Below are 13,404 nucleotides of genomic sequence, written 5' to 3' on the forward strand. Positions count from 1 at the left end.
ACAGGGCAGGATGGGCGGCATGAGCGAGCGCAGCGGTGTGCCCGGCGAGGGGTTGGTGAAGGGCCTTGCGGTCACGCTGAAGACGATGACCCGCCGCTCGACCACGCAGCAGTACCCGGACGTGGCCCCCGAGCTGCCGCCCCGCTCCCGCGGCGTGATCGCGCTGCTGGAGGAGAACTGCACGGTCTGCATGCTCTGCGCCCGCGAGTGCCCGGACTGGTGCATCTACATCGACTCGCACAAGGAGGAGGTGGCGGTCCCCGGCGCCGCCCGCCCCCGCCAGCGCAACGTGCTCGACAAGTTCGACATCGACTTCTCGCTCTGCATGTACTGCGGCATCTGCATCGAGGTCTGCCCGTTCGACGCGCTCTACTGGACGCCGGAGTTCGAGTACGCCGAGTACGACATCAAGGACCTGCTGCACGACAAGGACCACCTGGGCGAGTGGATGGCCACCGTCCCGCCGCCACCGGCCCACGACCCGCACGGCGACCCCTCGAAGGAGGAGACCACCGCCGCCCGCAAGGCCGCGGCCCCCGCCGCGCGTCCGGCCCCGACACGCCCCGAGCCCGGCGCCGAGCAGGGCGGAGGCGCGCCGTCATGACGGGTGCCGACGTGCTGCTGCTCGCCCTCGGCGCGGTGGCGGTGGGCGCGGGCGCGCTGGTGGTGGCCACCCGGCACCTGGTCCGGGCCGGGCTCTGGCTGGTGGTCTGCCTCGGCGCGCTGGCCGGTGACTACCTGGTGCTCGGCGCCGAGCTGGTGGCCTGGGTGCAGGTGCTCATCTACGTCGGCGCGGTGGTGGTGCTGCTGCTCTTCGCGGTGATGCTGACCCGGGCCCCGATCGGCCCCTCCGACGACCTCGACCGGCCCGGCTGGCCGGCCGCGCTGATCGGCGCCGGCAGCGGCCTGGGCCTGGCCGTGCTGCTGGTCGACGCGTTCCGCTGGTCGCGGGTCGGGCTGCCCGCCACGGGCACCGCCGAGCGCCTCGGCGAGCAGGTGTTCCGCTCCTGGGTGCTGCCCTTCGAGGTGCTCTCGGTGCTGCTGCTCGCCGCCCTGGTCGGCGCCATCGTGCTATCCCGTCCCGACATCGGCCGCCCCGGCGCGAGCCCGGCGGCCGGCCCGGCCCGCCCCGGCGTGCCCGGCGGTCCGGTCGAGCCGGCCCGCCCCGTGGTGACCGCCGGCGACGAGGGCGGGCGCGCGTGAGACCGGTCATCCCGTACGTCACCGCCGCGCTGCTGTTCGGCCTCGGCGTCTACGGCGTGCTGCGCCGCCGCAACGCCGTCCTCGTGCTGATGGCCGTCGAGCTGATGCTCAACGCCGTCAACCTGATCCTGGTCACCGCCGACACCACGGTCCGCGCCGCGCTGCCGCACTCCGGCCAGGTCTTCGCGCTCTTCGTGATCGTGCTCGCCGCCGCCGAGATCGGCGTCGGGCTGGCCATCGTGCTCCAGCTCTACCGGCTGCGGGCCAGCGTCACGGTGGACGACGTGCCGCTCACCGAAGCGCCCGCCGGGGTCGCCGCCGACCGGGGCGAGGGGGAGAAGTGACCGGACTGCTCGCGGTGGCGCTGCCCGGCGTACCCCTGCTCGCCGGCCTGCTCGGGCTGCTGCTGCCGCCCTCACCGCGTGGGGCGACCACGGGGGAGGGCCCGGCGCGGCGGGCGGCGATCGCCCTCGGCGTGGCCGGCGCGGCGGTCGCGCTGCTGGCGGCGCTGGCGTTGCTGCTCCGGGTGGACGGGCCGGTCGAGGGCGCCACCGAGTGGGTCGACCTGGGCGGGTTGCGGGTCACCCTCGGCTGGCGGCTCGACGGGGTCGCCGTGCTGGTCGCCGTGGCGGTGGCCGCGGTGGCCCTGGCCGTGCAGGTCTACTCGGTCGGATACCTGCGGCGCGGCCCGCACGACGACGTCGAGGTGGACCACCGCTACCCGCCCTACGCGGCCCAGATCAGCCTCTTCACCGCGGCCATGCTGACCGTGGTGGTCTCGGGCGACCTGATCCTGCTGCTGGTCGGCTGGGAGGTGATGGGCATCTGCTCCTACCTGCTCATCGCCCACGACCGGCGGCTGCCCGAGGCGCCGGCCGCCGCCGTGAAGGCGTTCCTCGTCACCCGGGTGGGTGACGTCGGCTTCCTGCTCGGCATCGCGCTGCTGGGCGTCGGCGCGGGCAGCTTCCGGATCGCCGACGTGCTGGCCCACGACTATTCGACCGGCACGCTCACGGCGGCCTGCCTGCTGCTGCTCGCCGGGGTGGCCGGCAAGAGCGCGCAGTTCCCGCTGCACACCTGGCTGCCGGACGCGATGGCCGGCCCCACCCCGATCTCCGCGCTGATCCACGCGGCCACCATGGTCGCCGCAGGGGTCTACGCGGTGGCCCGGCTCTTCCCGCTCTTCGCGCAGGCCCCGGCCGCCCTCGCCGTGCTCGGGGTGATGGCGGCGGTCACCCTGCTGCTCGGCGCGTTCGCGGCCACCGCACAGGACGACATCAAGCGGGTGCTGGCCTGGTCGACGGTGTCCCAGATCGGCTACATGACCGGCGCGCTCGCGGTCGGCGCCCCCGCGGCGGCCCTGTTCCACCTGCTCACCCACGCCGCGTTCAAGGCGCTGCTGTTCCTCGCGGCAGGCGTGGTCATCCACGCGGTCGGCACCACCCTGATGTCCCGGATGGGCGGCCTGCGCACCGCCCTGCCGGTGACCTTCTGGTGCATGGTGATCGGCCTCGGCGCGCTGGCCGGGGTGCCGCCGCTGTCCGGCTTCTGGAGCAAGGACGGCGTGCTCGCCGCCGCGCAGGCCGCCGCCCTGGACGGCGCCGGCCCCGCCCCGGCCTGGGTGGGCTGGCTGGTCTGGCTGGCCGGGCTGCTCGGCGTCGCGGTCACCGCCTGGTACGCGACCCGCCTGCTGCTGCGCACCTTCTTCGGCGCGACCCGGATCCCGCTGGCGCATCCGCACGACCCGCCGGCCGTGCTGCGCTGGCCGGTGCTGCTGCTCGCGGTGCCCGCCGCGCTGCTCGGCCTGGCCGCCTTCGCGCCCTGGTTCGCCGATCGGCTGCGGGTGCCGGCCGACTCCTCCGACGAGGCCGTCGAGCTGGTCCACCTCGCGCCGAACCTGGTCCTGCCGTTCCTGCTGCTGCTGGTCGGCGCGGGCGTCGCCTGGGCGGGCTGGCGCCGCGACCCGGCCGCCGACCCGGCGCGCTTCCTGGGTCCGCTGCGGCCGGTCTTCGCCCGGGCGTTCCGGCTCGACGACGTCCAGCACGCCCTCGTCGTACGCCCGACGACCGCCCTGGCCCGGGCCGTGCGGACCGGGGACGAGCTGGGCGTGGACGGCCTCGTGGAGGGCAGCGGCCGGGCCGCGGTCGAGCTGGGTGGCGGGCTCGCCGCGCTGCACCGGGCCGCGCTGCCCCGCGCGGCGGCCGGGGTGCTGGCCGGCGCGCTGCTGATCGGCCTCGCGGTCGCCCTGATCGGAGTGACCTCATGACGTTCGGGCAGTTCCTGCTGGTCGCGGTCCTCGCGGTGCCCGCGTTGGGCGCGGTCGCGGCCGCCGCCGCCCCGGGCGACCGGGCCGGCCGGCTGGTCGGCACGGCCGCCGCCGCGCTGACCCTGCTCGCCACGCTGCCGCTGGTCGGTGGCGACCACGGCTGGTTCGGCTACGGCCCCCGGCCGGCCGTGCAACCCTGGCACCGGCTCGACGTGCCCTGGGTGCCCGGCCTCGACCTGCGCTTCCACCTCGGGGTGGACGGCATCTCCTGGCCGCTCGTCGTGCTCACCGCGCTGCTCACCCTGCTCTGCTGCGGCTACACGCTCTGGCGGGTGCCCTCCGGTGGCGGCAGCGGGCGGGCCCTGGTGGCGCTGCTGCTGGTGGTCGAGGTGGGCATCCTGGGCACCTTCCTCGCCCTCGACCTCGTGCTGTTCTTCCTGTTCTTCGAGGTCGTCCTGCTCCCCATGTACGCGATCATCGCCGGCTGGGGCGGCCGCGACCGGCGCCGGGCGGCCCGCAAGTTCGCCCTCTACACCCTCTTCGGCTCGGTGCTGCTGCTGGTCGGCGTCTACGTGGTCGTGGCCGCCACCGGCACCGCCGACCTCGTGACGCTGACCGGCGGCGCCGGGCTGTCCCGGGGCACCCAGCTGGCCGCGTTCACCCTGCTGGCGCTGGCCTTCGCCGTGAAGAGCCCGCTCTGGCCGCTGCACTCCTGGCTGCCCGACGCGCACACCCAGGCCCCGACCGTGGGCAGCGTGATCCTGGCCGGGGTGCTGCTCAAGATGGGCACGTACGGGCTGATCCGGGTGGCCGTCGGCGTGGCCCCCGAGGGCGCCCGCTGGGCCGCCCCGGTGCTCGGGGTGCTCGCCGTCGCGGCAATCCTTGTCGGCGGACTGGTCTGCCTCGCCCAGGACGAGCTGAAGCGGCTTATCGCCTACTCCAGCGTCGGGCACATGGGCTTCGTGCTGCTCGGGGTCGCCACGCTCACCGCCACCGGCCTCCAGGCCGCGCTCATCGGCAACATCGCGCACGGCGTCATCACCGGGCTGCTGTTCTTCCTGGCCGGGGCCGTCAAGGACCGCACCGGCACGGGGTCGCTCGCCGAGCTGTCCGGGCTGCGGGAGACCGCCCCCCGGTTGGCCGGGCTGCTCGGCTTCGCGGCGGTCGCCTCGCTCGGGCTGCCCGGGCTGGCCGGCTTCTGGGGCGAGGCGTTCGCCGTGGTGGCCGCCCTCCGGCGGGGCGGCGGGCTGTGGACCACCCTGGCGGTGCTCGCGGCGCTGGGCGGGGCGCTGACCGCCGCGTACTTCCTGCGGTTGCTGCGCCGGGTCACCCACGGGCGGCCCAGCCCGGCGGTGGCCCCGCTCGCGCCGGGCCTGGCCGGGGCGGAGCTGACCGCCTGGGCGCCGCTGGTGGTGCTCGCCCTCGCCGTCGGCCTGGCCCCCGCACTGGTCCTGTCCTACGCCTCCGGCCCGGTCGGCGCCCTGCTGGGAGTGGTCACCAAATGAGCCTGGTGCAGAGCGTGGACAACGTGGCGCTGCTGCCGGCCTACCTGGCCGCCGGCACGGCCGTGCTGGTGCTCCTGGTCGACCTGCTGGCGGCCCGGGCCGCCGCCACGGTGGCCGTGGCCGCCCTCGGCGCGGCGGGCACCGCGCTCGGCGCGGCGCTTGTCGGCGCGGCCGGCGAGCGCCGCACCTTCTGCGTCGGGGCGGACTGCTCCTGGCTCTGGACCGGGCGGGCCGCGCTGGTCGCGGTGGTCATCGCGCTGCTCACCCTCGGCGTGCTGGCGCTCTCCGGCCCGCTGCTGCGCGCCGGCCGCGTCCCGGTCGGCGAATACTGCTTCCTGCTGGCCTGCGCGATGACCGGCGGCGTGGTGCTCGGCGCTGCCGGTGACCTGATCACCCTGGTCGTGGCGCTGGAGACGCTCACCCTGCCGCTCTACGTGCTGGTCGGGCTGCGCCGGGGCAGCCTGGCCGGTGCCGAGGCGGCGGTGACCTTCTTCGTGGTCAGCGTGGTGGCCACCACGATCACCCTGCTGGGCGCGGCGCTGCTCTACGCGGTGACCGGCACCCTGCACCTCGACCGGCTCGGCGCGGCCTTCGACGCCGCCGGGGACGGCCTGCTGGACCTGCCGTTGACCACGGTCGCCGTGGCGCTGGTGGTGGCCGGGCTGGCCTTCAAGGTCGCCGCGGTGCCGTTCCACGCCTGGGCGCCGGCCACCTACGACGGCGCGCCGCTGCCGGTGGCGGCGTACCTGTCGACGGCCTCGAAGCTGGGTGGCGTGGTGGCCCTGCTCGCCGTGGTGCAGCGGGCGCTGCCGGCCGGCGTGACCGGTCCGGTGCTGGCCCTGCTCGCGGTGCTCACCATGACCGTGGGCAACCTGGTGGCGCTGCGCCAGCGGCGGACGGTCCGGCTGCTCGCCTGGTCGTCGGTCGCCCAGGCCGGCTACATCCTCGCCCCGCTGGGCGCGCTCGCGCTGGCCGGCGGGCGCACCGCCGACGCCCGCGCCGGGGCGTACGCCGCGGCCGTCGCGTACACCGTCTTCTTCGTGCTGCTGGAGCTGGCCGCGTTCGCCGCCGTGGTGGCGCTGCGGCCGGCGGACGGTGACGGCGGCACCCTTGCCGACCTGCGCGGCGCGGCGCGCCGGCACCCGTGGGTGGGTGGCGCGTTCGCGCTGGCCCTCATCGGGCTGGCCGGGCTGCCGCCGGGCCTGGCCGGCCTGTTCGCCAAGGTGACCGTGGTCCGCGCGCTGCTGGCCGGGCACGCCGGCTGGCTGGCCCTCGTGGTGGCGCTGAACGCGGTGCTCGGCCTGGCCTACTACCTGCGCCTGGCCGCCACCCTCTACGCCGCGCCCGGCGCGGTCGCGGCCCGCCCGGCCCGGATCGTGGTGGTCGCGCTCGGGGTCGCCACCGCCCTGGCCGTGGTGCTCGGTTTCGCACCGCAGCTGGTGCTCGACGTGGCGGCCCGCTGACCGGTTCGTGCCCCGCTGCGCAGCTGGCACAGCCCGCTCACAGGAATCCTCAGCCAACTTTCAGCCATGAGCTGGATGGTGGACGGGTACCGGTGTTGTTGAACCGGTCAGCGGGCCCCGCGCGGCCCGCGCACCGAAGGAGCGATCGTGCATCACAACCGTCTCAAGACCGCAGCGCTGCTCGGCCTGTTGACCTCGCTGATCCTCGCGGTCGGCTACTGGTTCGGCGGTAGCGGCGGTCTCGTCATCGCCGTCGTCGTCTCGTTGCTGATGAACGGCGTGACCTACTTCTACTCCGACAAGCTCGCGCTGCGCTCGATGCGGGCGCAACCGGTCAGCGAGGCACAGTTCCCCGAGCTGTACCGGATGGTCCGGGAGCTTTCCACCCAGGCGGGCAAGCCGATGCCCCGGCTGTACGTGAGCCCGACGGCGCAGCCCAACGCGTTCGCCACCGGCCGTAACCCGGAGCACGCGGCGGTCTGCGTCACCCAGGGCATCGTCGAGATCCTCGACTACCGGGAGCTGCGGGGCGTGATCGGGCACGAGCTGTCCCACGTCTACAACCGGGACATCCTGATCTCCAGCGTGGCGGCCGGCCTGGCCGGCATCATCACCGCGCTGGCGAACATCGCCTGGTTCATCCCGCTGGGCTCCTCCGACGACGAGGACGGCCCGAACCCGGCCGTGCTGCTGCTCACCCTGATCCTCGGCCCGATCGCGGCCACCCTGATCCAGCTGGCGATCAGCCGGAGCCGGGAGTTCCAGGCCGACCAGTCCGGCGCCGAGCTGAGCCGCGACCCGCTGGCCCTGGCCAGCGCCCTGCGCAAGATCCACGCCGGTACGCAGGCCCGCCCGCTGCCGCCGCAGGGCCAGCTCACCAGCACCGCGCACCTGATGATCGACAACCCGTTCAAGCGGGGCGGCGGCATCGCCGCGATGTTCGCCACCCACCCGCCGATGGAGCAGCGGGTGGCCCGGCTGGAGCAGTTGGCCCGCAGCTCCGGGCCGGTGCAGTTCCAGCGCTGACCCGCACCGACCGACTCCGCCCGCGTCCGTCCGGACGCGGGCGGAGGCGTCTCAGGACATGGCCTCGGGCAGCCGGTCGGGCCGGGCGAAGAGCACGACCCCGAGCAGCAGCACCCCGGCGACCAGGTAGGCGGTGGCCGGACTCAACAGCTCGGCCGTGCCGCCGAGCAGGAAGATCCCGCAGCCGGAGACGACGATGTTCCCGGCCACGATGGTCGCCTCCACCTGTCCCATCCGCTCCCGGGGCGCCAGCCGGGCGAAGGTCGCCTGCGCACCGACCAGCCAGCCGCCACCCGCGCCGATCAGCGCGTTCGCCGACGCCAGCGCCCAGGCCGGGGCGTGGACCGCGGTGAGCAGACCGGCCAGCAGCAACGCGCCGCCCAACGAGGCGGCCGCCGCCACCTGACCGGCCACCCGGCCCAGCCAGGTCCGTCGCGCCGCCACCAGCACGAAGACCGCCCCGCCGAGCGCCGAGGCGGCCAGCACGACGGGACGCCACCCACCGCCGGCCAGGTCGGGGGCCAGGGTCTCCGGCAACGCCCCGGACAGCACCGTGCCGAGGGTGAGCAGCGCGACGCCGCGCAGCACCGGGTGGCCGGCGATGATGCGTACGCCGGCGGTGGCCGGCGGGCGGGCCTTCCGACGCTCCCCCCGACCGGCCGGAAGCCCGGCCAGGACGACCGCGGCCAGCAGGAACGACACCAGGTCGACCAGGAGCGCTGCCCGGGGGCCGAGCGCCACGGTCACGCTGGCCCCGGCGAGCAGGCCGGTGACCTGGCCGACCTGGTTCGCGAAGGCGGAGAGCCCGAACAGCGGCAGTCGCAGCGGGCCGTCCACCGCCTCGGCGGCGATCGCCACGTTGACGCTGGAGTACGCGGCCCGGACCGCTCCCAGCAGGCCCGCCGCGACGATCGCCGGCAGCGGCCGGGGCACGGCGGTCGGCACCGCGATCAGCGCCGCGCCGGCCAGCGACAGCCCGACCAGCATGGTGCGCCGTGCCGGCACGTCCAGCCAGCCGCTGAACACGGTCGCGACCAGCAGGGCGGGGAGCGTCCGAGCGGCGTACACGGCGGCCGGGCCGAGCACCGACCCGGTCTGGTCGTACGCGAGCAGCAGCAGGGCGGCCAGCCCGACAAAGTCGCCCAGTTCGGAGATGCCGCGGGCGATGACGAGCCGGGCGGCGACCGGGTGGCGGAACAGGGCTCGGTAGCCGGGCGGGGGCGCGAGCCGTTCGTCGGCATCGGTCATCAGCTCGACCGGTCCCCTTCCTTCGCCCCGATCCGCTGGTCGTTGGCGTGCTCACGCAGCCGGCGGGCGGGTGGACGTACCAACCGAGAGCGGAGCCGGCGGCGACCGGTGGGCACTGCCGCACGGCCCGGACGGCGACGGCGGAGTCTGTGCACGCATGGACCCGGTTCGATCAGCAAACTACCCTCTCCGCGCCGGCGCGGCAGCCCCGCCCGGGCCGGCCCTGTGAGGGAGCCGACCGTCCGCGGGACGACCTGCGGCGTTAGGGTCGGAAGGGAATCCGCTCGTTACTTCTCCACGGAGGTGCACCCTTGGCCGCACTGCGCCAGTACCTGGGCGTCTGGCGGATTCCCGGCGCCCCGATGCTGCTGATCCTCGGCGTCATCGGCCGGCTCGGGATCGGCATGACGCCGCTGGCGCTGCTGCTGGTCGTCGCCGAGGTCACCGACAGGTACTCGCTCGCCGCCGTCGCCGGCGGCATCTACGCGCTCTCCGGCGCCGCCCTCAGCCCGATCGCCGGGCGGATCGCCGACCGGGTCGGCCCCACCCCGGTGCTGCTGGCCACCGCCGTGGCCCACCCGCTCGCGCTCTTCGGGCTGCTCGGCGCCAGCCGGTCCGGCTCTGACAACCTCCCCCTGATCTACCTGGCCGCGGGTGTCGCGGGCGCCACCTACCCGCCGCTGACCGCCGCCATTCGGGGCGCCTGGAACGACCTCACCGCCCACGCCACCGGCCGGGCCCACCTGCGCAACACCGCGCTCGCCGCGGAGACCTCCCTCTTCGAGGTCGTCTTCGTGCTCGGCCCGCTGCTGGTGGCCGGCTTCGTCCTGGTCGCCGACGCCGCCGCCGCGCTGGTCGGCGCCGCCGTGGTCACCCTGGTCGGCACCACCGCCGTGGCGCTCGGCCGGGTCATGCGCGGCTGGCGGCCGCACCCCCGCGAACACCACGCCAAGGGCCTCGGCCCGCTGAGGCTCGGCGGCTTCCCGGCCCTGCTGCTCTGCGTCGCCAGCCTGGGCATCGCCTTCGGCGCGGCCGGCGTCATCGTCCCGGCCTTCGCCGGGAACGCCGCCACCGACGACCCGGAGAGCCTCGCCGGCGTGCTGCTGGCCGTCTGGGGTGTCGGCAGCGCCTTCGGCGGCTTCTGGTTCGGGGTACGCAAGCCCGCCGCCAACATGAGCCGCCAGTTCGCCTGGCTGCTCGGCGCGGTCGCGGCCAGCTTCGCCGTCTTCGCCGTGATGCCCGGGCCGGCGGCGCTCGGCGTCGCGCTGGTGCTGGGCGGGGCCACCATCGCCCCCGCGCTGACCCTGGAGAACACCCTGGTCGGCCGGATCACCCCGGCCGGCATGCTGAACGAGGCGTACACCTGGGTGGTCACCATGTCCGTGGCGGCTAGCGCCGCCGGGGGAGCGGTGGCGGGGCTCATCGTCGACCACGCGGGCGGCGTGCCCTGGGCGTTCCTGTTCGCCGGGGCGGCGGTCGCCGTCGGGGCCGCGGTCGCCGCGCCGCCCGCCGGCCCGATCGCCCGGGCCGAGGCCGCCGCGGTACGCGCCGAGCAGTCGCTCGTCGCCTGATCAGATTCCCGTGGGCGGGGTAAAGCCCACGTATGTTCCTCTTCTTCTCGAATCGGATCGGCTGTCTCGGCTCGATCCTGGTCAGCGCGGTGCTGACCGTGATCCTGCTGCTGATCTTCTCGCGCTGACCGCGGTCGGCGGACCTCAGAGACCGAGCCCGCCGACCACCGTCACTTCCTGGCTGGTGAAATCGCCCGTGAGCATCGGCATGGCCCGGCCGATGGCCGCCCGGGTCTCGGGAAGCCGCAGGGAGGCGTCGTGGTGCTCCTTGCTCTGCCACACCTCGCTGACCCAGATCGTGACGTCGTCCTGGTCGGAGACGCCCACCACGTACAGCTCGCAGCCTGCCTCGCGGAGCCCCTCGACGCCGCTCAACAGGATGGCCACGACGTCGTCCCGGCAGCCGGGCCTGGTCCTCATCGACCCGAGATAGCCGTAGGTCATCGTCCGCTCCCCGCTCCCGTGGGTCAGGCGGCCGCCCGGCGGTGATCCGGGCGGCGGCCTGACGGATGTCCTACCGGTAGTTCGTGAACTGGAGCGCGACGCCGAAGTCCTCGCCCTTGAGCAGCGCGATGACGGCCTGAAGGTCGTCCTTCTTCTTGCCGGTGACCCGGAGCTGGTCGCCCTGGATCTGCGCCTGCACGCCCTTCGGGCCCTCGTCGCGGATCTTCTTGCTGATCGCCTTGGCCTTGTCCGAGTCGATGCCCTGGATGACCTTGGCGTCGATCTTGAAGACCTTGCCCGACGCGCGGGCCTCGCCGGCGTCCAGCGACTTCAGCGAGATGTTCCGCTTGACCAGCTTCTCCTTGAAGACGTCCAGCGCGGCCCGGACCCGCTCCTCGGTCTCCGCCTGGAGGCCGATCGCCTCCTCGCCCGACCAGGAGATCTCGGCGCCGGTGCCGCGGAAGTCGAACCGCGTCGCGAGCTCCTTCTCCGCCTGGCGGAGGGCGTTGTCGACCTCCTGCCGGTCGACCTTGCTCACGATGTCGAACGACGGGTTCGCTGCCATGATCATGCTCCTGCTGTCCGGCGGTCTGTCCTGATCCGTCCCCCACTGACCAGCGGTGGGACCCCCTGACGGTACCCGGTTGCGACGGACCTGGGGGCAACCGCTATCCTTGCTTCCGCCGCCGCGTCGCGACGCGGTGGTGTGCCCTGGCGGGTTGCCCGAGCGGCCAATGGGAGCGGACTGTAAATCCGTCGCGAAAGCTACAGAGGTTCGAATCCTCTACCCGCCACCAGGCAACGGCAAGGCCCTTGACCTGCGGAAACGCGAGTCAGGGGCCTTCGTCGTTTGCTGCTGCTGTCGACCTCCGTTGCCCCTCGCTCACCGGGTGATCGGGCACGTAACGGGCACGCCTAGCTGCCACCTCCTGGCGCTCGGCTAGGTTGTGGCCATGCCGGAGAAAGACGAGGCGGCTGCTGGGAGCGAACCGGAACGGCTCGCGCAGCGGGTCCGTGACGAACTCGCCGCGGCGGGGCTCCCGCTGGCCATGCCTGGTCTCGCCCCCGAGCTGGCCGTCGGGGCGGAGGTCCGCGTCGACAGGTGGGGCGAGTACTTCCACAGCGAGGCGCCCCAGGTCGTGGTGGGCCGGTCTGTGAGCCCTCAACTCCGAATGAGCGCCGGGAGCGCCCTACAGCGCGGGCAGATCGACCATCCCGCGATCCGGCAACAGGGAGAAGCCATGATCGCGATGGCTGACGCCGTAGTCGCGATCCTCGGCGCAGCAGGGTTCACTGCCGTGCACCGGAACAACGACTTGAGCCCGTTCGACATCCGCGTCGTCAGCGGCCCCGACACTCGGGCGCTGCCTTCATGGGCGCCGGTGAACGAGAAGGAGAACGATCACTCCTGAAGGCACCGGGGTTCGAACCCGCACCGTCAGTTCGGAAGAGCGCGCTCAAACGGTCGTGATGCCCAAAACGCGGGTTCGTTGTTGCCGGCACGCCTACGCCTCGTGCCCGCCCGTGACCGCTCGACGCAGTAGCTACTGGCCCGTGGATGGCCCGGCGGCTTGGATGATCTGTAGGCTCGGCGGACCTTTCCAGTGGGCACCGTCGGTCTTCCTATGCTCAGCGGGGCAGGCGCAGGGATGTATGGCCGGAGGACTCAATGCACGAACGGACAGTGATCGTCGCGCACGCAGCAGGCTTCGAGCACGACGAAGACGACGAGGTCGTGGAGGCCGGCTTCGCCGAGGGCGTGGATGGATCGGGGTTCGCGCTGATGTTCCAGCGCACGGACTACGAACCCGACGAGCAGGACATCAGGCTCGGCATGGACACGTACTGCCTCACTACCGGCGACGGCCGCACGCATTACGGCGGCCTGCTCGCCGCGGAGTTGGACGATGGCCAACTCACCCTGCGCCTCTCCCCAGACGCCGCCGGAACGATCGGAATCGCCGAGATCACCACTGTCCGGCTCGACGTCGACGCTGCCTCGCTTTCTGCCTTTCGAGACGGTCTGCCGCTGGTCGTGAACTGGGGCCGCAGCCACGACATTCCGACGCTGCGCGGCTTTGATTGTCCTGGCGCCGGTTGATCGGCCGAAGCTGAGGCGGATCTCCTCGTCGGGCAGTTGTAGACCGTCCGGGGAGGCTGGTAGCCCTTGTGGTGCCCGGCGAGGGGATCCGCAGCGGCATCTCTGAGGAGGGTCGGGGTTCGGGGCGGAGCCCGAGGTCTTCGAGGTCTTGTCGTCCGCCAATGTGGCCGGCCGGCCCGGCCGATGCCGGCCGGAGGTCGCCAGCAGGCCGGGGCCGGGCCGGCGCGCCGCTTGCGGGCCGCCTTGACCGGGCACGGAAGACCAAAGATCACTCCGGAGGGGCACGCAACGGGCACGCGGGGGAGTCCGGACCGTCCAACGGGAGAGAAAAGCGGCCCTGACCTGCCCGGACTTCCATCGATGACCTTGATAACGGGCAAAACTGTAAATCCGTTGCGAAAGCTACAGAGGTTCGAATCCTCTACCCGCCACCAGGTGCAGGGACGCCCCGTGAGCTACGTGCTCCGGGGCCTTTCTCGTGGGGCCGGTGAGCCGTCTCGGGTCGTACCCGAGCGGCAATTCGCATTTCGGTCCGCCGGTCGCCGGGCCGCTGCGACGATGAGCGCGTGCAGCCCCA

Annotated in this window: 13 protein-coding genes and 1 tRNA gene; 11 read left to right on the forward strand and 3 right to left on the reverse strand. The window is 73.8% G+C overall.

All coding sequences use genetic code 11. From position 1 onward, the window contains the following. Positions 1-19: 19 nt before the first annotated feature. The 7 genes from NLX85_RS12080 to htpX all read left to right on the forward strand — a co-directional run bounded on the left by NLX85_RS12080 (position 20) and on the right by htpX (position 7,463). Positions 20-604: an NADH-quinone oxidoreductase subunit I gene (locus tag NLX85_RS12080; protein ID WP_374628079.1), complete on the forward strand. Its 585-nt coding sequence runs from the start codon at positions 20-22 to the stop codon at positions 602-604. After that, positions 601-1,203, forward strand: coding sequence for an NADH-quinone oxidoreductase subunit J (locus NLX85_RS12085; RefSeq protein WP_254334576.1), 603 nt, complete (start codon positions 601-603; stop codon positions 1,201-1,203). Before NLX85_RS12080 ends, NLX85_RS12085 begins: the two co-directional genes overlap by 4 nt. After that, positions 1,200-1,547 (forward strand): NADH-quinone oxidoreductase subunit NuoK, encoded by a 348-nt coding sequence (gene nuoK, locus NLX85_RS12090; RefSeq protein ID WP_091262852.1) that lies wholly within the window; start codon positions 1,200-1,202, stop codon positions 1,545-1,547. The genes NLX85_RS12085 and nuoK overlap by 4 nt, the downstream gene beginning before the upstream one ends. Beyond that, positions 1,544-3,469: an NADH-quinone oxidoreductase subunit L gene (locus tag NLX85_RS12095; protein ID WP_254334578.1), complete on the forward strand. Its 1,926-nt coding sequence runs from the start codon at positions 1,544-1,546 to the stop codon at positions 3,467-3,469. The genes nuoK and NLX85_RS12095 overlap by 4 nt, the downstream gene beginning before the upstream one ends. Continuing rightward, entirely contained in the window at positions 3,466-4,974 is a 1,509-nt protein-coding gene (locus tag NLX85_RS12100) for a NuoM family protein (protein WP_254334579.1), read from the forward strand. Before NLX85_RS12095 ends, NLX85_RS12100 begins: the two co-directional genes overlap by 4 nt. Continuing rightward, positions 4,971-6,437, forward strand: coding sequence for an NADH-quinone oxidoreductase subunit N (locus NLX85_RS12105; RefSeq protein WP_254334581.1), 1,467 nt, complete (start codon positions 4,971-4,973; stop codon positions 6,435-6,437). Before NLX85_RS12100 ends, NLX85_RS12105 begins: the two co-directional genes overlap by 4 nt. 147 nt (positions 6,438-6,584) lie before the next feature. Next, a complete protein-coding gene (gene htpX, locus NLX85_RS12110) occupies positions 6,585-7,463 on the forward strand; it encodes a zinc metalloprotease HtpX (RefSeq protein ID WP_254334583.1) in 879 nt (292 codons plus the stop codon). Between the two features lie 51 nt (positions 7,464-7,514). On the opposite strand, the gene NLX85_RS12115 is transcribed toward htpX, so the two are convergent. Continuing rightward, entirely contained in the window at positions 7,515-8,711 is a 1,197-nt protein-coding gene (locus NLX85_RS12115; protein ID WP_254334585.1) for an MFS transporter, read from the reverse strand. A 311-nt stretch (positions 8,712-9,022) separates the two neighbouring features. Here NLX85_RS12115 and NLX85_RS12120 point away from each other — a divergent pair, with 311 nt between their 5' ends. Beyond that, a complete protein-coding gene (locus tag NLX85_RS12120; RefSeq protein WP_254334587.1) occupies positions 9,023-10,282 on the forward strand; it encodes an MFS transporter in 1,260 nt (419 codons plus the stop codon). A 144-nt stretch (positions 10,283-10,426) separates the two neighbouring features. On the opposite strand, the gene NLX85_RS12125 is transcribed toward NLX85_RS12120, so the two are convergent. Together NLX85_RS12125 and NLX85_RS12130 are read right to left on the reverse strand one after the other, a co-directional pair. Continuing rightward, positions 10,427-10,726 (reverse strand): putative quinol monooxygenase, encoded by a 300-nt coding sequence (locus tag NLX85_RS12125; RefSeq protein ID WP_254334589.1) that lies wholly within the window; start codon positions 10,724-10,726, stop codon positions 10,427-10,429. Positions 10,727-10,796: 70 nt separating this feature from the next. Continuing rightward, positions 10,797-11,291 (reverse strand): YajQ family cyclic di-GMP-binding protein, encoded by a 495-nt coding sequence (locus tag NLX85_RS12130; RefSeq protein WP_212831324.1) that lies wholly within the window; start codon positions 11,289-11,291, stop codon positions 10,797-10,799. A 148-nt stretch (positions 11,292-11,439) separates the two neighbouring features. On the opposite strand from NLX85_RS12130, the gene NLX85_RS12135 reads away from it, so the two are divergent. From NLX85_RS12135 to NLX85_RS12145, 3 genes are all read left to right on the forward strand, one after another. Beyond that, positions 11,440-11,523: transfer RNA gene (locus tag NLX85_RS12135), tRNA-Tyr, on the forward strand. 156 nt (positions 11,524-11,679) lie between these two features. After that, positions 11,680-12,138 carry a hypothetical protein gene (locus tag NLX85_RS12140; protein ID WP_254334590.1) on the forward strand — a complete coding sequence of 153 codons (459 nt, stop codon included), beginning with the start codon at positions 11,680-11,682 and terminating at the stop codon, positions 12,136-12,138. A gap of 272 nt (positions 12,139-12,410) precedes the next feature. Continuing rightward, positions 12,411-12,827 carry an Imm10 family immunity protein gene (locus NLX85_RS12145; RefSeq protein WP_254334592.1) on the forward strand — a complete coding sequence of 139 codons (417 nt, stop codon included), beginning with the start codon at positions 12,411-12,413 and terminating at the stop codon, positions 12,825-12,827. Positions 12,828-13,404 lie beyond the last annotated feature (577 nt).

Origin of the sequence: Micromonospora sp. A3M-1-15 (assembly GCF_024213425.1) — a bacterium.
Taxonomy (GTDB): domain Bacteria; phylum Actinomycetota; class Actinomycetes; order Mycobacteriales; family Micromonosporaceae; genus Micromonospora; species Micromonospora chersina.